17 protein-coding genes and 1 pseudogene are annotated in these 17,929 nt (G+C 65.0%); 10 read left to right on the forward strand and 8 right to left on the reverse strand.

The window, feature by feature from the left end:
• The first annotated feature begins 234 nt into the window (after window positions 1-234).
• Entirely contained in the window at window positions 235-2,232 is a 1,998-nt protein-coding gene (locus tag U5768_RS30795; protein ID WP_322034099.1) for a hypothetical protein, read from the forward strand.
• Between the two features lie 19 nt (window positions 2,233-2,251).
• The gene (locus U5768_RS30800) at window positions 2,252-3,223 is read left to right on the forward strand and encodes a DUF6492 family protein (protein WP_322034100.1); all 972 of its coding nucleotides are present in this window, start codon (window positions 2,252-2,254) and stop codon (window positions 3,221-3,223) included.
• Window positions 3,224-3,381: 158 nt separating this feature from the next.
• Here the strand turns inward: U5768_RS30800 and U5768_RS30805 are convergent, their stop codons facing one another.
• On the reverse strand, window positions 3,382-4,302 hold the full coding sequence (locus U5768_RS30805; protein WP_322034101.1) for a manganese catalase family protein: 921 nt from the start codon (window positions 4,300-4,302) through the stop codon (window positions 3,382-3,384).
• Window positions 4,303-4,480: 178 nt separating this feature from the next.
• On the opposite strand from U5768_RS30805, the gene U5768_RS30810 reads away from it, so the two are divergent.
• Complete coding sequence (locus U5768_RS30810; protein ID WP_322034102.1) at window positions 4,481-5,011, forward strand: low affinity iron permease family protein; 531 nt, start codon at window positions 4,481-4,483, stop codon at window positions 5,009-5,011.
• A 197-nt stretch (window positions 5,012-5,208) separates the two neighbouring features.
• Window positions 5,209-6,153, forward strand: coding sequence for a DNA-binding protein (locus U5768_RS30815; protein ID WP_322034103.1), 945 nt, complete (start codon window positions 5,209-5,211; stop codon window positions 6,151-6,153).
• Window positions 6,154-6,213: 60 nt separating this feature from the next.
• Here U5768_RS30815 and U5768_RS30820 read toward each other — a convergent pair whose 3' ends face one another.
• The gene (locus U5768_RS30820; RefSeq protein WP_042267102.1) at window positions 6,214-6,687 is read right to left on the reverse strand and encodes an Lrp/AsnC family transcriptional regulator; all 474 of its coding nucleotides are present in this window, start codon (window positions 6,685-6,687) and stop codon (window positions 6,214-6,216) included.
• A gap of 161 nt (window positions 6,688-6,848) precedes the next feature.
• Here U5768_RS30820 and U5768_RS30825 point away from each other — a divergent pair, with 161 nt between their 5' ends.
• The 4 genes from U5768_RS30825 (at window position 6,849) to U5768_RS30840 (ending at window position 11,858) form a co-directional block, all read left to right on the forward strand.
• Window positions 6,849-10,370, forward strand: a complete 3,522-nt coding sequence (locus U5768_RS30825; protein ID WP_322034104.1) for an indolepyruvate ferredoxin oxidoreductase family protein — start codon at window positions 6,849-6,851, stop codon at window positions 10,368-10,370.
• Between the two features lie 36 nt (window positions 10,371-10,406).
• Window positions 10,407-11,312 (forward strand): LysR family transcriptional regulator, encoded by a 906-nt coding sequence (locus tag U5768_RS30830; protein ID WP_322034105.1) that lies wholly within the window; start codon window positions 10,407-10,409, stop codon window positions 11,310-11,312.
• 98 nt (window positions 11,313-11,410) lie between these two features.
• Window positions 11,411-11,644 carry a hypothetical protein gene (locus U5768_RS30835; RefSeq protein WP_322034106.1) on the forward strand — a complete coding sequence of 78 codons (234 nt, stop codon included), beginning with the start codon at window positions 11,411-11,413 and terminating at the stop codon, window positions 11,642-11,644.
• A 22-nt stretch (window positions 11,645-11,666) separates the two neighbouring features.
• Window positions 11,667-11,858, forward strand: a complete 192-nt coding sequence (locus tag U5768_RS30840) for a hypothetical protein (RefSeq protein ID WP_322034107.1) — start codon at window positions 11,667-11,669, stop codon at window positions 11,856-11,858.
• A gap of 128 nt (window positions 11,859-11,986) precedes the next feature.
• Here the strand turns inward: U5768_RS30840 and U5768_RS30845 are convergent, their stop codons facing one another.
• From U5768_RS30845 to U5768_RS30870, 6 genes are all read right to left on the reverse strand, one after another.
• On the reverse strand, window positions 11,987-12,202 hold the full coding sequence (locus U5768_RS30845) for a YXWGXW repeat-containing protein (RefSeq protein ID WP_322034108.1): 216 nt from the start codon (window positions 12,200-12,202) through the stop codon (window positions 11,987-11,989).
• Between the two features lie 53 nt (window positions 12,203-12,255).
• A complete protein-coding gene (locus tag U5768_RS30850) occupies window positions 12,256-13,404 on the reverse strand; it encodes a DUF1501 domain-containing protein (protein WP_415914003.1) in 1,149 nt (382 codons plus the stop codon).
• A 5-nt stretch (window positions 13,405-13,409) separates the two neighbouring features.
• A complete protein-coding gene (locus tag U5768_RS30855) occupies window positions 13,410-14,885 on the reverse strand; it encodes a DUF1800 domain-containing protein (protein ID WP_322034109.1) in 1,476 nt (491 codons plus the stop codon).
• Window positions 14,886-14,971: 86 nt separating this feature from the next.
• Complete coding sequence (locus tag U5768_RS30860) at window positions 14,972-15,487, reverse strand: periplasmic heavy metal sensor (RefSeq protein WP_322034110.1); 516 nt, start codon at window positions 15,485-15,487, stop codon at window positions 14,972-14,974.
• Window positions 15,484-15,945, reverse strand: coding sequence for a hypothetical protein (locus tag U5768_RS30865; protein WP_322034111.1), 462 nt, complete (start codon window positions 15,943-15,945; stop codon window positions 15,484-15,486). Before U5768_RS30865 ends, U5768_RS30860 begins: the two co-directional genes overlap by 4 nt.
• On the reverse strand, window positions 15,942-16,568 hold the full coding sequence (locus U5768_RS30870; protein ID WP_322034115.1) for an RNA polymerase sigma factor: 627 nt from the start codon (window positions 16,566-16,568) through the stop codon (window positions 15,942-15,944). The genes U5768_RS30865 and U5768_RS30870 overlap by 4 nt, the downstream gene beginning before the upstream one ends.
• A 357-nt stretch (window positions 16,569-16,925) precedes the next feature.
• Between U5768_RS30870 and phaP the strand changes: the two genes are divergently transcribed.
• On the forward strand, window positions 16,926-17,504 hold the full coding sequence (phaP, locus tag U5768_RS30875) for a TIGR01841 family phasin (protein WP_322034112.1): 579 nt from the start codon (window positions 16,926-16,928) through the stop codon (window positions 17,502-17,504).
• A 131-nt stretch (window positions 17,505-17,635) separates the two neighbouring features.
• Window positions 17,636-17,929, forward strand: a pseudogene (locus tag U5768_RS30880) (acetyl-CoA C-acetyltransferase); the annotation flags it as partial.

Raw genomic sequence — 17,929 nt, forward strand, 5'->3', positions numbered from 1 at the left:
CGTGACATCAGGAATGTTTTCTTACGTATTATATGCGCCGTCGAATCTTCACTGCTGGCCCGGAACCGCACCTGTATGGTTATTACTACTAGAACAAGGCCTGAACGAAGGGCGGCTGTTGTCGAACTGACGGTCCGGGACTACCTCAACACGTTTTTTTATTATCGCAAGATTGCGACAGCGGTATTTCTTTCCGTTGTGGCCATTGGCGTTGCGGTTGCGCTTCTGGTGCCCATGCCTTACCGGGCTCAGTCCACGTTGCTCGTACTCCTTGCGGGATATTACGACCAGTCGAACAACCCGAATGGCGGCGCGGCGGTGCAGCCCGCCATCGGCCAGCTCGACGGCGTCGAAGCGCAAATCCTCGGCAGCCCGGAATTGCATCGCGACGTGGTGATTTCGAAACTGGGGCCGAACGCGAGCGAACACGACATCGACAGCCATTTGCAGGAATTCGAGCACAGGCTGCATATCGAGCAGAACGATCTCGCGAGCACCATCAACCTCACGTATTACGACGCCGATCCCAAGGAAGCGGCCGACGCGCTTTCGCGCTTGCTCGACACGTATTTCCGCCGGCGCGCGACGATTTTCACTTCGGGCCGAGTCGATTTTCTGACCGGCCAGCGCGACGAAGTCGCAAGGCAACTGAAAAAAGCCGATGCCGATTTGCTCGCGTTCCAGAAAACGCACGGCATCGTCAATATCGACGACCAGACTTCGCGCGCCGTGCTGCTCGAAAGCCAGCTCGTGCAGCAAAAGCTCGAGAACGACACGGCGCTCGCGCAGCATCGCGGCGAACTGAAGTCGGAAGAGACGTCTTCGAAGGGCGTGAAGGCCACGATTCCGATTTTCACCGACGACTCCGAAGCCGCTCACGCGCTCGACACCATGCAGCTTTCGCTGATGCAGCTCGAAGCGCGCCGCGCCGATTTCGCCTCGCGCTACATGGACAGCTCGCCGTTCGTGCAGCAGCTCGATCAGCAGATCGCCGACATGCACGCGAGCATCGCGAAGCGCAAGCAGAATATGGCGACGGCCACGCGCTACGGCCACAACGACTACTACGACGTGGTGCAAGGGCGGCTTGCCGCGCTGAACGCGAACATCGCGGGCGAAACCGCGCGCCAGCAGGCGCTCGACCAGCAGATCAAGGACACGCGCGAGACGCTCAGGAACCTGAGCGACATTTCCAGCCAGATGCGCCAGTTGCAGGCAACGCGCGACATTCTGGCCGACAGCTTCAAGGACCGGTCGCGCCAGGTCGAACTCGCGAAGATCCAGCAAGGGCAGGTGAGCCAGGTGAACAGCACGAACGTGCGCGTGATCCAGGCGCCGTTTCCGCCTTCGCAGCGCAGCGTTTCGGCGAGCCTCATTATCGCGGCGAGCGTGGCGGCAGGGCTGCTGATTTCGGCGCTGGTCGTGCTGGTGATGGCGAGCCTGCGCGAGACCTTCCTGAGCCCGGAGCAAGCCGAGCGCTCGCTCTTGCTGCCGGTGCTGAACGCGCCGGTGATGCTCGGCGGCGGCGCAGCGCGGCGGCCCGGCGCCGCAGGGGCGTCCCCCGACGCGGCCAAAGCGGCGAGCAGACCCGCGCACATGGCGTATGGCCGCATGATCGCGGCCATCAACGCGAGCACGGACTCGCCCGCCAAGGTGATCATGGCGCTCTCGTTCGGCAAGAACGACGGGCTGCTTTCGGTGATTCGCGGGCTTGCCGTCGAACTGGAGCATCGCACGACGAAGCCGGTCCTCATTCTCGACATGGCCTCGGGCGCCGACGCGCCGCTCTATGGACCGCCCAACGCGCTGGGCTTGCTGACGTGGTCGGGGCACGGCGGGCAAAGCCGCGCGGCGAGCGCGGCGCCCACGGATATCGCGGCATCGGGCGGGCTCGTGTTCGAGAGCGTCGAGCGGCACAACATCGTCGTTGCGCGGCCGGAAAGCGGCGCCTTCCCGACTTCGTGGCAGCAAAGCGCGACGCTTTTCGACACGCTGCGCGAGTCGCACGACTACATCGTCGTGCACGCGCCGCCCGCCAGCCAGTCGTTCGCCGGCATTGAAAACGCGGCGCTTGCGGACGCAACGATCATGGCGGTGCGCGCCGAGGTGTCGCGCAAGCCCGTGGTTCTGGGCCTGAAAACGCAACTGCTCGACGCGGGCGGCAGGCTGATTGGCATTGCGCTCACGCATCGGCGCGGCTATATCCCGAACTTCATTTACCGCTTCTTCTAACATTCGGGACCTGACTGCCATGCACCAGATCAGCGCCATCCTGCCGGTCAAAACCCGGGGACGCCATTACGCCGACAACATCGGCCGTTGCGACATTCTCTTTTCGTCGCTGCGACACTTCACGACGCCGAAGACGTTTCATCGTTTCGTGATCGTCGTGCCGCACGACGAACTCGCAGAGGTCGAAGGCTACGCGAAAGCGTGGTCCGATTTCCCCATCGAAGTGGTCGACGAATCGCTGTATATGGGCGTTTTCGCGGAATTCTCGCAGCGCCATCAGATTCGCAACTGGCACCGGCAGCAGATCATCAAGCTCAACGCGCCCGAGTGGATCGAAACCGAATATTTTCTCGTGCTCGATCCCGACTGCTTCGCGACGCATCGTTTCAGCGCGGATACGCTGATTCTCGACGGCAAGGCGCTCACGCACGTGCAGCCGCGCACGGTTGAGCCGTATTACTGGGAGGCTTCGGCGAAGCTGCTGGATGTCGATCCGCAACTCACGCGCGACGGCATCTGGTGGACGCCGGCGATCTTGTCGCGCACGTTGTGCGTGAGCCTGCAACAGCGGCTGGCGGCGCTGCACGGCACCGACTGGCGGCGCGTGCTGCTCGCCAACTACGCGCTCGACTGGACCGAGTACACGCTTTACTGGCTCAACGCCGAAAACGAAGGGCTGCTGGCGCAGTATCACACGGGCCCGAAGCCCGGTCAGCGCGCGTTGCATGCCGATGAAAGCGTGTGGTTCGCCGACAAGATGGAAGGCTGGAGCGAGGCGCGCCATCTCGCGCAGGAAAGCGACGGCATGTTCGCCGTGGTCCAGAGCAACACGCATATTTCGCCGCAGCGCGTGGTGGAAAAACTTTCTCCGTATTTCCCTATCGCGCTGCAATCTTACGAGCGGCATATCGATCACGCGCTCAAGGGCGCCGAGCTTTATTCGGCGGTGGCACGGCGCGGTCTCAAGCTGCTCAACAAGTTGCGCGGCTAGACCGGCCGCGCGCAAGATACATCGGGCTCCGAATCATATTCGGTCGCGGCGCTGCCTTCGCGAGCCGCGATTTTCTCGCCCGCCCGAGCCTCCCGGTTCTAGCGGGCGTTTTCTTTCCGGCTGCGCTTCATAATCGACGAGATGCACTGAGGGCGTCGTCATTTCGTATCTTTTGGGTCTTGCTGCGCAACGATGTTTCCCGCGACGCCGGTGTCGGCCGATGCGCAGCCCAGTTCCGCGCCGGTGCGCGGATCGACGCTCGGGTCGGACATCAGCCGCGTTTCCATGGCTACACAGGCCGCTTGCTCGGTCGCATCGAGTTGCACGCTGGCGCTGCCGTCGCCTCCATCCACCGCTGGCTCGCCGCGGCGGATGCCCAGTCCCCGTCCACTGTTCCAGGGCGCGGCAACCGTTTCGCCACCATCCGATGTCTTGTAGTACACGTTGGCGAATTGCGGCATCGGCGGCATCTTGCCGGGCGGGAAATTCGGCGAAATTGCGTAGAGCGCCTTTTCGAACGACTTCTGGTGCGAGACCTCGCGCGTCATGAGAAAACCCAGTGCGTCGCGTACGCCGGGATCGTCGCTCAGGTTGATGAGCCTCTCGTAAATGATCTTTGCGCGCGCCTCGGCCGCGATGTTCGAACGCAGGTCGGCCGTCGGTTCGCCGATCGTGTCGATATAGGCCGCGGTCCACGGTACGCCGCCTGAGTTGACGAGCGGCGGACCGCCGCCAAAGAGCACCTGGGTGAGGTGGCTGTCATTGCCGGCGCCGTGGAGCTTGCGATACAGCGCTGCCTGCTCGTCTACGGCTTCCGCGAGTTCGCCCTTCGCGCCCTTGTTGAGCATCGCCACGAGCGAGCCGACGATTTCCAGATGGCTCAGTTCCTCGGTAGCAATATCGAAGAGCATGTCCTTGCGGCCCGGATCTTCTTCGCCGACGGCCTGCGTGAAATACCGCATGGCGGCGGCGAGTTCGCCCTGCGGACCGCCGAACTGTTCGAGCAGCAGGTTGGCGAGACCGGGATTGCATGCGCCAACGCGCACGGTGTATTGCAGTCGCTTGTTGTGCGTAAACATAGTGCCTCCGTTCGGGTTCGGTTGCCGATGCCTGCGTTTCGCTCGCCTTGTAGTTGCCGGCCGGTTCCCGCACATTTTTCCGCAACGGCCATACCCATATTTCCCGTCCGGGACCCCCGTTTCCGCCAGAAAAAATGCGTGGAACAAGATTTGCGACGGCGCCTCCACTGGAGGTGCCATGAAAAACTCGACCCACAAACATTCTTCGGCCGATCCCTTGGGCGCGGTCCCCGATTCGAGCAGTCCTGCGTACGCTTCGCGCTGGCCGGCGACGAGAATATTCGACTCCTTCGCCGCCGCCGTCACGCGATGGGCCGGGTCGCCGGTCGCATTCGGCGCCGCGGTGGCCTGCGTGGTGTTGTGGATCGTGACCGGCCCCGTCTTTCATTATTCCGACGGCTGGCAACTGGTGATCAATACCGGAACCACCATCGTGACCTTTCTCATGGTGTTCCTCATCCAGCAAAGCCAGAACAAGGACAGCGTGGCGGTGCATCTGAAACTCAATGAACTGCTCGCAGCCAATCGTTCGGCGAGCAACACGCTAATCGGTATCGAGGACGCGTCCGAGGAGGACCTGCGCCGAATCGCCGATGCTTACCTGAAGCTTGCGGAGAAGGCGGGAGCGCGCGCGGGCGGCCACCGGTCGGCCGTCGAGGCATCCGTATCGGCGGCGCGGGAAAAGGGCGAGGAGCGCAGCCACTCGTAATTGCCGATGTGGCCGAGGTCGAAACGACACACGAACGGGTCGGGGCCATGCGTTCCATCGCGGCAACCCATGCCCGATTCAGCGATAGCGGTGCATCTCGGCTACGGCTTCCTGCCGACGATGAAACAAGCCCGCGTGGCATAGGAATCGTACGCTTTACGTTGTAATATCGACGCATTCCAGCCCCGCATCGCCCCATGACCGACGTCGCCCCCGACGAAGTGCGCCTCGCCGCCGAAATCGAACGGCTCAAGGCCGAGTTTCCCAAAACGCGCGAACTGTACCGCGAGGTATGCGCGCTGATGTTCTTCCGTTACGGCATGACGCCCACGGCCAACCGGCTCTATCAGCTCGTGCGCCGCGGCAGCATGGGCACGCCCACGGCCGTGCTTTCGGAGTTCTGGGCCACGCTGCGCGAGAAGAGCCGCGTGCGTATCGAGCACGCCGATTTGCCTGAGGAACTGCAGGGCGCCGCCGGCGAACTCATGGGCGCGCTCTGGACGCGCGCCACGGCGGCCGCACAGGCTTCGCTGGAAGCGTTGCGGGTCGAGGTGGAAGACGCACGCCGCGCGGCGGAAGGCGCGACAGCGGCCGTGCGCGCGGACCTCGCACACACGGAGTTGGCGCTCGAACAACGCACTGCCGCGCTGCTCACGGCGCAGGTGCGTATTCAGGAACTGGAACAGGCGCAGGCCGCCGCGCTTGCCACGCGCGGCGCGCTCGAAGCGGAACTGGCGCGTGAGCGCGAAGCGAGCCGCGAACGCGAGGCCGCGCTGACTCAGGTGCGCGCCGACTTCGCCGCCGAACGCGACAAGCTGCGCGCAAGCGCCGAACTCGCGGAAACGCGCTTGCAGGCAGCGGAAAAGCGCGCCCAGCTCGAAATCGAACGCGAACGCTCGGCCAACGTGCGTTTGCAGCACGACGCGCAAGCCGCGGCGCAGCGCTCGGCGCGCACGGAGGAAAGCGCGCGCGCCGAGATTCAGGCATTGCAGACGCAACTTGGGGATCTGCGCCATCAGGTGGGCATGCTCGAAGGCCGGCTCGACGCATTGCGTTCGACCCGCGAAGGTCAGGCGCGCGAGCGTCAGAAAGTCGCTGGAAAGCCGTTGCGAGCAGCGCGCAAGACGGCGCAAAAAGGCTGAAGCGCAGGACTGCGCTGAAATTTCCTTCGCCATCCTGAACAACCTGCGTGCCACCGCCTTTTACTCGTCGCGCACGCGTACCGGCAGTTCGGTTTTGTACTCCACGCGGCGCAGCGCCACGGAAGTGTGGATGTCCCGCACGCCCTCGATCTTGGTGAGGCGCGTCATGACGAAACGCTCGATGCCCGCAATATCGCTCGCCACCACGCGCAGCATGTAGTCGAACGCGCCCGTCATCAAATAACACTCCATCACTTCGTCGCAGTTCGAGATCGCGCGCTCGAACGCGGCGAGCCGCGTCTCGTTCTTCTTCTCGATCGCCACCGACACATAGGCGTTCACCGGAAAGCCCGCCTTCTCCTGATCGAGCAGCGTGACGTATTGCGTAATCACGCCGCGCTCTTCGAGCATGCGGATGCGCCGGTAGAACGGCGAAAGCGAAAGCCCGAGCGATTCCGCGAGGTCGGCGGACTTCACGTGCGCGTCGCGTTGCAGGGCGTGCAGGATGGCCACATCCACGCGGTCGAATTTCATTGGCCAGGTTTCCCGTAATAGAGTGATTTTCCGGCGTATGTTGCTAATTTACGCACGTTCGGTAGCTCAGTTTGGCACGAATCGCCGCTATTGGCTATCTAGAATCCGCTAGTGCCCACGAACACCCACAAGCACTCACAAGCCTAAGAGCGGAGACAACCATGAACATGCGAGCCGTGGAGACCCGGCGTGAAGTCGATACGGACTATCGCCTCGAAGACCGCTACCTGCGCGAGAACGGCGCGGTCTTTCTCACCGGGACTCAGGCGCTCGTGCGCATCCTCATCGAACAGGCGCGCGCCGACCGGCTTGCCGGGCTGAAAACGGCGGGCCTCGTCTCCGGTTATCGCGGCTCGCCGCTCGGCGGCTTCGATCAGGAACTGTGGCGCCAGAAGGCGCTGCTCGAACAATTCGAGGTGCGCTTCGAGCCGGGCCTGAACGAAGACCTCGGCGCAACCATGCTGTGGGGCGCGCAGCAACTCGACGCGTTTCCCGGCAAGCGCGTGGAAGGCGTGTATTCGATGTGGTACGGAAAAGGGCCCGGCGTCGACCGCACGGGCGACGTGTTCCGCAACGCGAACATGCTCGGCACCGCGCGGCACGGCGGCGTGCTGGCGGTGGCGGGCGACGACCACGCGGCGCAGTCGTCGATGTTCCCGCACCAGACGGACCACGTATTCGAGGGCGCGATGATGCCCATCCTCTTCCCGGCATCGGTCGAGGAATACATCGAGTTCGGGCTCACGGGCTATGCGCTTTCGCGTTTCAGCGGCCTATGGGTGGGTTTCAAGGCGATTACGGAGACGGTGGAAAGCGGCCGCTCGATGCATGTGGGCCGCCGCGCGCCGTTGCGTTTGCCCGAGGCCATGGCGGTCCCGCCGCAGCGCGGCTTCAATTACGACCCGCGCTTGCCATGGCCCGCGGAGCGCGCCGAACTGGAGCGCCGCGTACTCGAAGAGCGCTTGCCCGCCGCGCTCGCTTTCATGCGGACGAATCCGCTCGACCGCGCGTTGCTGCGGCCCGCACAGGCGCGCGTGGGCATCGTGACGGTGGGCAAGGCGCATGCGGACGTGCTGGCCGCATTCGAGGCGCTGGGCCTCACGCCCGAGCGCCTCGAACAACTCGGCATCGGGCTCTATAAGGTCGGCATGATCTGGCCGCTCGAAACGCTTGGGCTCAAGGCGTTCGCGCGCGGCATGCAGGCGCTTTTCGTCGTGGAAGAAAAGCGCTCGTTCGTGGAGCGGCAGATCAAGGAAGCGCTCTTCAACGTGCGCGCCGACGAACGGCCTTCGGTGCACGGCAAGACGCTTGGCGAGCGCGAGCCGCTGCTTCCCGCCGCGATGGAGTTCGCCCCGGAACAGATTGCGCGTTCGCTGCAGCGCTTTTTTCAGCATGTTTGCGTCGATATTCCGCCTGTCGTTGCGAGCACAACAAAAGCGCGGCCGGATTCGCAGCGCGTGATCGCGCTCACACCGGTACAGCCAGGCGAGCCGCTCACGCGCAAGCCTTTCTTCTGCGCGGGCTGCCCGCACAATACCTCGACGCGTCTGCCGGACGGCTCGCATGCGGCGGCGGGCATCGGCTGCCACATCATGGCGCTGGGCGAAGCGGGCAACACGGCTACGTTTTGCCAGATGGGCGGTGAAGGCGTGCAGTGGGTCGGCATGTCGACGTTCACGGATATGCCGCATCTGTTCGTGAATCTCGGGGATGGCACCTACCAGCATTCGGGCAGCCTCGCGATTCGCCAGGCCGTGGCGGCGCGCGCGAACGTCACGTACAAGATTCTCTTCAACGACGCCGTCGCCATGACGGGCGGCCAGCCCGCCGAGGGCGGCCTCACCGTGCACCGCGTGGTGGCGCAGGTCCAGGCCGAAGGCGTGAGCGAAGTGGCCGTGGTGACCGACCGGCCCGGGCAATATGCGGGTTCGCATGCGTTGCCCACGGGCGTGACGCTTTTGCCTCGCGATGCGCTCGATGCCCTGCAGCGCCGTTTGCGCGAACAGAAGGGCGTTTCGGTGATCGTCTACGACCAGACCTGCGCCGCCGAAAAGCGCCGCCGCCGCAAGCGCGGCAAGCTGATCGATCCGCCCACGCGCGTCGTGATCAATCCGGCCGTTTGCGAAGGCTGCGGCGACTGCTCCGTGCAATCGAACTGCATTGCGATCGAACCGCTCGAAACGGAACTGGGCCGCAAACGCGCCATCAATCAATCGAGCTGCAATAAAGATACCTCGTGCGTGAAGGGCTTTTGCCCGAGCTTCGTGACGGTGGAAGGCATGGAGCCGAAGCGTCCGGACGCGGCGCGCATCCAGCGCATCGAAGCCGAACTGCGCGGCACGCTCGCGCCGCCCGCGCGCGTGCCGCAGGTGCTGGAGCAGCATCTGCGCATGGTGGTGACGGGCGTGGGCGGCACGGGCGTCGTGACGATCGGCGCAATACTCGCGATGGCCGCGCACCTCGAAGGGCGCGGCGCATCGACGCTCGACTTTACCGGCCTCGCGCAGAAGAACGGCGCGGTGTTGAGCCACGTGCAGATCGCGCAGAGCCGCGGGCTCATCACCACTTCGCGCATCGGCGCGCATGCGGCCAACGTGCTGCTCGCTTGCGACGCCGTGGTGGCGGCTTCGTCGGGCGCGCTTTCGCGCCTGCCTGCAAGCGGCGCGCGCGCTGTCGTGAACGAGCGCATTACGGCAACCGCCGACTTCGTGCGCGACGGCGATCTGCCCGTGAGCAAGGCCGTGCATCGCGCGGCGATCGAAAGCGCGATGGGCGCCGAGGGCGCGGCGTTCTGGGACTGCGCGGCAGCGGCGGAAGCGATTTTCGGCGACGCCATCGCCGCGAACATGATGATGGTGGGCTACGCGTTCCAGTCGGGTCTCGTGCCGCTTGCCGAAGCATCGATCCTGCGCGCAATCGAACTCAATGGCGCGGCCGTGAAGATGAACGAACGCGCGTTCCTTTGGGGACGCCTGATCGCGCAGGACGCGCGCGCGCTCGAACGCGTCGCGGGTGCGGACGTTGCGTGCGCGAACACGTCGTTCGATCTTGCGCGCTTCGTGGCGCAGCGCGAGCGCGATCTCGCGCAGTACCAGAACGCCGCTTATGCTGCGCGCTATCGCGCGCTGATCGAAACCGTCGCGCAGGCGGAGCGGCGAATCGAAGGTGCAAACGGCGAGCTTGCGCAAGCGGCCGCGCGACATTACTTCAAGGTGCTTGCCTACAAGGACGAATACGAGGTCGCGCGTCTGCACACGGACGGCACATTCGGCGCGTATCTATCTGGTTTGTTCGACGGCACGGCGGCGAAGAAGACGTTCCACATGGCGCCGCCGCTCCTCACGCGCCGCGACGCGCAAACGGGCCGCCGCAACAAAATAGCGCTGCGGGCTGTGTGGGCCGAGCCGCTGCTGCGTGTGCTCAAGCACGGCAAGGCGCTGCGCGGCACGCCGCTCGATCCGTTCGCGCGCCAGCGCGATCGCGTGATCGAGCGCGCGATGATCCGCGAATTCGAGGACGACGTACGGCTCGTGCTTGCCAAGCTCACGCAGCAGACGCTCGCGGCCGCCATCGGACTGCTTGGTGTGCCGGGTTCGGTTCGCGGGTTCGGGATCGTAAAGGAACGCAATTACGAGCGTTCGCGCAGCGTGCGCGAACGGTATCGCGCGGAATTGATATCGTAGAATCGGAATCATCGACTCGCGATATCCGGAAATCACATGGCCAAGGACGTGACTTTGCGGCAGTTCCGCTACTTCGTGGCGGCGGCGCAGAACGGGCAGTTTTCAATGGCGGCGGCGGCCGAGCACGTCTCGCAGTCGGCGATCACCAATGCGGTGCTCGCGCTCGAGGAGGCGCTCGGCACGCGTCTTTTCGTGCGCTTGCCTCAGGGCGTGGAACTCACGCCCGACGGGCAAGATTTCCTCAACCACGCGCGCCACGTGCTGGAGTCGGTGCGCGACGCGCTGCATAAAGCGCCGTTTCGCGCGCACAGCTTGCGCGGGACGGTGCGCATGGCTGCATCCTATACGCTGCTCGGCTATTTCCTGCCGGAACTGCTCGCGCGCTTTCGCGCGACTTATCCCGAGATCGAGATCGATCTGCACGATCTGGACCGTCCGGCCATCGAGGCGGCGGTGCTCGCGGGCGACGTGGATCTTGGCGTGGCGTTGCTCTCCAACGTGGAGCGGCGCGCGCGTTTCGGCCACCACGTGCTGATGCGTTCGCGGCGGCAACTATGGGCCGCGCCGACGCATCCGCTTGCGCAGATGGGCACCGTCACGCTGCGCGACATCGCGCGATACCCCTATATTTTGCTTACCGTGGACGAGGGCGAGGCCTCGACACTGCGCTACTGGAAAAAGCGCCGCGTTGCGCCGGATATCGCGTTTCGCACGAGTTCGATGGAGGCGCTGCGCGGGCTCGTGGCGCATGGCTTTGGTGTGACGATTCTCTCGGACATGGTGTTCAGGCCCTGGTCGCTCGAAGGCAAGCGTATTGACGCGTGCGCCGTGGAGGATGCCATTGCGCAGATGGAGGCGGGTATGTTGTGGCATCCGGGGGCGGTGTTGAGCGACCCGGCGAGAGCGATGCAGCAGTTCCTGATTCATGCTTGCGGGAATTGAGAGGCGGCTGCCTCTTTTCGAATTCCTCCGATACCCCCGCCACGCCCATTTCCCTAACCTCATGCCTACACCGGAATCATCCGCGCTGGAGGCAAGTCATGGGTCCGCAACTGTTGCTCGATACGTCGCATCTGATGAAACACGTCGATGCGCTGGACAAATCCGCACGCGCGCACGCGAATGCCCGGTTGGCAGCGCGTCCCGAGCGTGTGGTCGTCGAATTTGTCGAACGCCAGTGCGCGGAGATCATCAATCTCGGCGTAGCGCTTGGTTGCGCGGCATTTTGCATGGGCATCGTGCTGGGCATGTACGTTCTGCTCGAACGCTTCTAGTCCATTCGACGAGGCGATTCCCATGTCCAGACTGCGCGAACGTTACCGGGGTAGAAAAGAACCGGTCGACCCGGATAGTTACCTTGCGGCCATCATCGAGCGCCACCGCCATTTATATGCGGATATCGGCATGTGCATCGGTGTATTGGTCGTGGTCGTCTGCATGGTCGTTGCGGCCCACGCGATTGCCGACTGGTTCAACCTCGCCATCTGATCGCCAACGGCAACGCCGCGCACCGCGCCTTCCTCCAAATGAATTGCGCCGGGAGAAGCGCACTTCTCCCGGCGCAGACTGATGTTCATGCAACGCTTCGCGCGTATCGCCGCGAAGCGCGGGAAGCCTCAATACCCTTGCGCCCAATGACCCGGGACCCATACCCACTGGTTGCCTTCCCAACGATAATGGCCCTTTCTCCAGGCGTAGCCCTGCGCAGGGGGCGGCGGCGGTGTCTCGACACGAGGCGCGGGCTCCGGCGGGCGTGCAGGCTCCACGATACATGCGGAAAGCAGCCCTGCACAGGCCACTACGGTAACGGGGAGCAGTAGTTTTATCTTCATGATGTTTTCCTCCACTGATTAAAATTGTTTAGTTGTTCGAACAACTGGCCGACTCACGCTCTTATCAAACCCGTAGTTGCATATTTCGTGCCCGCATCGCCGAATAGCGTCGATGCCGTGCGCTGCGGATCGAGTCCGAGGCTCTCCGCCGCCGCGCCCGCGATCAACGCATCGAGCGAAGCGGTGGGCTTGAGATCGCGCGACTCGTAGAGATCCGCGCTGCGCAGCCCCGGCCAGTCGGCGCGCACGCGTCCGCCCGCCACGGCGCCGCCCACGAGCATTGCCACCGAAGCCTGGCCGTGATCGGTGCCGCCCGTGCCGTTCGCCGCGGCCGTGCGGCCGAACTCGGTTGCGACCAGCACGGTAGTCTTGTCCCACGCGGGGCCGAGGCCGTCGCGCAGTGAGGCAAGCATCGTGTCGAGCGCTTTTAGCTGATTCGCGAGACGCGCATTCTGCGCGCTATGCGTGTCCCATCCGCCGGTTTCGATCATGGCGATGCGTGGCCCGTCGGGACGCGCGAGGAAACTCGCGGCCAGCTTGCCGACGCTTGCCGGGTCCTGGCGCGCGCTTGCATCGCTGGCGAGCCCGCGTGCGTTCATTGCCGATGTCCAGAGCGAGCGCAGTTGCGGATCGGCTTCGTAGAGCGACGAAACGCGCGTAAGCAGATCGTCGGAAGCGTTGGGCAGGGCCGAGGGCGCGTACGAACTCACCTGCACCGCGCCGCGCAGCGCGAGCGGCACGGTGGGAGCGAGCGCGATGGCGTTTTCGCGCGACGCGGGCAGCATGGCGACGAGCCGGTTGAGCCAGCCGTCCTTGACCTGATAGGGCGCGCGGCCGCCCGTTTCCAGCACGTTCTGGCCGTCGAAGTGCGAACGGTCGCGATACGGCGACGCGATCGCGTGCACGAAGAGCGCCTGCTTCTCGCCATACATCTGCGCCATCTGAACGAGCGAGGGATGCAGCGCGAACGTGCCGTCGAGTTTCGTGGCGCGGGCGGTGTCGATGGCGAGCGGCCCGCGCAGCGTTGCGTACGCAGGCTCCGCATACGGCACGACGATGTTGAGCCCGTCGGCGGCGCCCCGCTGGATCACGAACACGAAGCGGCGGTCGGTTTCGACGCTGGCGAACACGATCTGCGGCGCGACGAGCATCGCGCCCGCGCCGGCGGCGGCGACGCGCAGGAAATGGCGGCGGGAAACCATGGCGGTTATCTCCTCAGGAAATCGGGCGAGACGAGCAGCAAGGCGATCGCAGTGGATGCGCTTTCGGCATGCGCGACCGCTGTGGCCGTTGGCGCGCTGAGCGTGGCGCCCATGAGCGTGTTGCCGAGCGTGCGCGGGTCGAGCCGGTCGCCCACGCGCGCCGAAAAGCGCTGCGCGACTTCCACGCGGCGCACCAGTGCATCGGGCGCGGCCCAGCTCGCGGCGATATCGTCGTAACCGGCGGGCGAGCCCGGCCGCCACACCGGCTGGCCAAGCTGCGTGAGCAGCGGCGCCGCGTTCGTTTGGCCTGCATCGCCGGGGTCGCGCCAGCCGAGACCCCGCATCGACGAAACGGTCCATTCCCACGGCGTCTTGAACTTCGCATCGACGGGCGCCCACGCTTGCGGCGCTTCGACGAGCGCGCGGTACACGGTGGGCAGATCGCCGCCGCTTTGTTCGAAGGCGAGCGCAAGGCGCTCGGTGAGCGCGGGCGGCGGATTGTCGGCGACGAAGTGGCGCGCGAGCTGGAACGCGATATGGCGGCTCGTCGCGCTCGCATGCGCGAGGTCGTCGAGGATGGCGAGCGCCTGTTGCTCGCCCGGCAGATCGTAGCGCTTGCCCATCACGGTGCGCGCGCCCGGCTCGTGCAGCGCGGGCCGAAACACGAAGCTGCCGGGCGCCGCGTTGTTGGGCTGCGGCCCGCGCACGCCCGCGACGCTCCAGCCCGTGAGCGCGCGCGCGAATTCCGTCACGTCGTCCTGCGTGTAGCCCGTGCGTGCGCCGAGCGTGTGCAGTTCCATGATCTCGCGTGCCAGGTTCTCGTTCAGGCCGCGTTTGTGCGCCGGGTCGCGCTCATCGGCGCGCAATGCGGCGCGGCTGTCGGGGCCAACCGAGCGCGTCTGGTCGAGAAAAAGCTGCATGGCGGGATGCTGCTCGACGGCGACCAGCATGTCCGCGAAATTGCCTAGCACGTGCGGGCGTATCGCTTCCATTTCGAATGCGCCCGCAATGCCTGCGATCAGCGCCTTGTCCACCGATACGGCGAAATGGTTCGACCAGAAATGCACGAGGCGCTCGACGAAGGGCGTCTCGGTCTGCAAGGCGCTCGCGAGGCGCGCGTTAACCGCGCTCCGGTAGACGCCCACGCTCTCGCGGCGGATCGTCTTGTTGACTGCGCGGCGTGCGACCTGCTGGGCGTTAGTTTGTCCGCTGTTTTGTGCGCTGGTTTGTACGTTCGCATCCGAAGCCGCGCTCGCTGCCGCGTCGGGCGCCATACCCTGCTGGCGTTCTGCGCCGAAGCGCGCGGCGAGCGCCTGCGCGCCCGGTTCGTTGCGCCATGCCGCGGGCAACGGTTCGTATGCGGAGAACTGGCTCAGCAGCCAGCCCCGAGGGTTGGCGGGCGGCGCTTCATCGGCGCGCGCGCCAAGGCCGAAGCGGTTCATGGCGATCGCGCCGGCGCGGGCATTCGAAAGGCTTTCCATGCGCGGTCCTTTGGGCTCGTGGGAGCGTTGCGTATTACCGTTAAACGGTCGTCGCCCGCATTATCCGTCGCTGGTCCGGCGAATTTTTATTGCGCGCCGCTCGCTTCGCTTACGGCGGGTTGCGGTGGCTGCTTTTGCTGTTGCGCCGGCAGTCGCCACTGGCCGCGCTTTTCGAGCCCTTGAACAAACTTCACGCGTTCCTCGGGCGTGAGCGTGGCCGCGAAATCGACCACGCCGCTTTCGATTTGCGCGCGCAACGCGCTGTCGGCGTTGCGCGTGTGCGCGAGCGCGGCGTCGATGGCACTGCGGTCGAGTTGCGGCGCGGCGAGCAGGTCGAGCACTTCGCGCCGGCCGTCGCGGCCGTCGCGCGCATATTGCCGGCCTTCGCGGCGCGAGGACTTGAGCGCTTGCGCAAACTGCTGCTGGCGCTCCGGCGAAAGCTCCTCGGTTGCGTAGCGCAGCGCGACGCGCTGCGCCGGTTGCGCCTGCGGCTCGCCGCGTACGGCGAACCAGCGCCACGCACCGCCCGCAATGGCGCCGAGCAGAAAAACGTTCAGGAGTACCGATCCGACGAACAGCGTCTTCCAGGAGCGGACATTCATTCGTCGCCCCCTTCGGCGCCAGGGTTGAGGTTCGATTCGCTCCAGTCCGCGCTCGTCCCGCCAAAGCTCGTGCCGAGGTAGCTCTCGTGCGCCGCCGGGGACGTCGTGCCGCCGAGTACGACAGCCGATATCGTCAGCGCGCCCGCGAGGGCTCCGGCCAGGCCCACGCCCGCGAACGCCGCGCCCGACCACCAGAGGCGGCGGCTGCGGCGCTTGCGGCCCGCATCGGCCGTGAAAGGTGCGCCCGCAACGATCTGCTCCAGTAGCGCACGAGCGGGCGGTTCGACCATGTCGCGGGAGAGCCAGCTATCGAGCGCCATGGCTTCGTCGAGCGCTGCATTGGCTTGCGCGCGATGCGAGCGGGCCCATTCGAGGGCGTCGTCGCGCTCGTGCGCCGGCCAGCGGTGCGGGTCCGCGCCATACGCGGCGACGAGAGTGTGGAATCGTTCGGATGTCATATGGAGTCCTTACCGGGGGATTCGCCGGCCAGTCGTGCGCGCAGGGTGCGCCGGGCGCGCGCCAGCAGGCTTTCGAGCGCGTCCACCGAAATATCCATCAGGCTCGCTGCTTCGAGGTTCGATAGTTCCTGATAGTAGGTCAGCACAAGCGCTTCGCGCTGACGCACCGGCAGCGCGGCGAGTGCGGCGCGCACGCGTTCGTCGCGCGTGCGCGCTTCGATCTGTTCGTCGGGCGAGCCGGCGGGATCGGATGCGGCCTCGCTCATCGCGTGCACGTCTTCCACGGTCTCTTCGCGGCGGCCGCGCAAGCGGTCGTAACACAGGTTGAGCGCCACGCGATGCAGCCACGTGTCGAATTTCGCTTCGCCGGTGCGCCACGTGGGCGCCTGTTTCCAGATTCGCACGAACACTTCCTGCGCGACGTCTTCGGCTTCGCGGCGGTCGCCCAGCATGCGCGTGGCGAGTGCGATGAGACGCGGCAGTTTGCTCGCGACGAGCGCGCGCACGGCGAGCGGATCGCGCGCGCCGACGCGCGCGACCAGGTCCGCGTCCGGATCGCGCTCGTTCAAGACCTTCTTGGCCTCGTCGCTCTGCGCTGGCGTGCCGTCATAGTCGTTTCCCAGTTTCAAATCGGCAATGGCTCGCCGGGTCTACCGCCCCTCTAAACACTTGAACGGGGCTGCGGAGAAAATCCGTCGCGCGTCGTTTATGCAAGACGCAATTTCCACGCTCACCCTCGGATTTACCGGTCCTGGACGAGGTTGCTTGACATCTGCAAGTTCCGATCCCGAACGAGTTTGACTAAGGGTTTATACCTAATATGAACTGCCATCAAATTGTTAAATTTCTGACTTAGAATGGACACTCTAAATTGACTGCGGCAATGCAGCATAAGTTTTCAAACATAGGAATACAGCCGCAAATCATGCCATCGGGGGTTGGCGCTTTAATTAGTAAGACTAACCAAGGAGCATAAGCTGATGTCCGTTTCCGCACCCGAACAATTCCGCGCGAACTACCAGGCTGGCGTCGCAGCGTTCTTTGCGATGACGAAGCCCGTTTTCCAGGGCGTGCAGGCCGTGATCGATCTCAACGTGCAGGCCAGCAAGGCTGCCATTGCCGAAAGCGAAGCCACGCTCAAGGGTGCCCTGCAAAGCAGCAATCCCGCTGAGTTTTTCAGCCAGCAGCTTGGTGCGTCGCAACAGGCCGCCGCCAAGGCCATGTCGTACGGCCGCCATCTCGTCGATATCGCAACGACGACGCAAAACGAACTGATTCAGGCCGCCCAGGTGCAGTCGGGCGAGCACGAACAGCGCTTCAAGGCCTTTTCCGAAGGTCTGACGCAAAACGCGCCCGTTGGCGCGGAGCAGTTCGTCGCCGCCATGAACTCGACGTTCGCCGCCGTGAACAATGCCGCCGAAACGCTGCGCGGCGCGACCCGCCAGGCCATCGAAACGGCCCAGAGCAATTTCCAGAACGTCGCCGCCTCCGCGAAGGAAGCCGCGCCCGTTGCCGCTCAGCCGGCTTCCGCGAAGGCGTCGAGCCAGGCCAAGGCCTGATTCGTTCCTGCCGCACCGGCAACATGCCAATGCCGCCTTCGTCGTCATGACTGAACGACGAGGGCGGGCATTTGCCGGCTCAGCTTTCAAAACATCGGTATTCCAGCGTTATTGCAGAGCAGGAGCTCAACATGACTGACATTGTGATCGTTTCGGCCGCACGTACGGCAGTGGGCAAATTCGGCGGTTCGCTCGCGAAGGTGGCGGCGCCTGACCTTGGCGCCATCGTCATCAAGGCCGCGCTCGAGCGCGCGGGCGTGGCGCCCGATCAGGTGAGCGACGTGATCATGGGTCAGGTGCTCACGGCGGGCTCGGGCCAGAACGTGGCGCGTCAGGCGTCGATCAAGGCGGGGCTGCCTGCGGCCGTGCCCGCCATGACGATCAACAAGGTGTGCGGCTCGGGCCTGAAGGCGGTGATGCTCGCG

The organism is Paraburkholderia sp. J76, assembly GCF_905220295.1.
Lineage (GTDB): Bacteria > Pseudomonadota > Gammaproteobacteria > Burkholderiales > Burkholderiaceae > Paraburkholderia.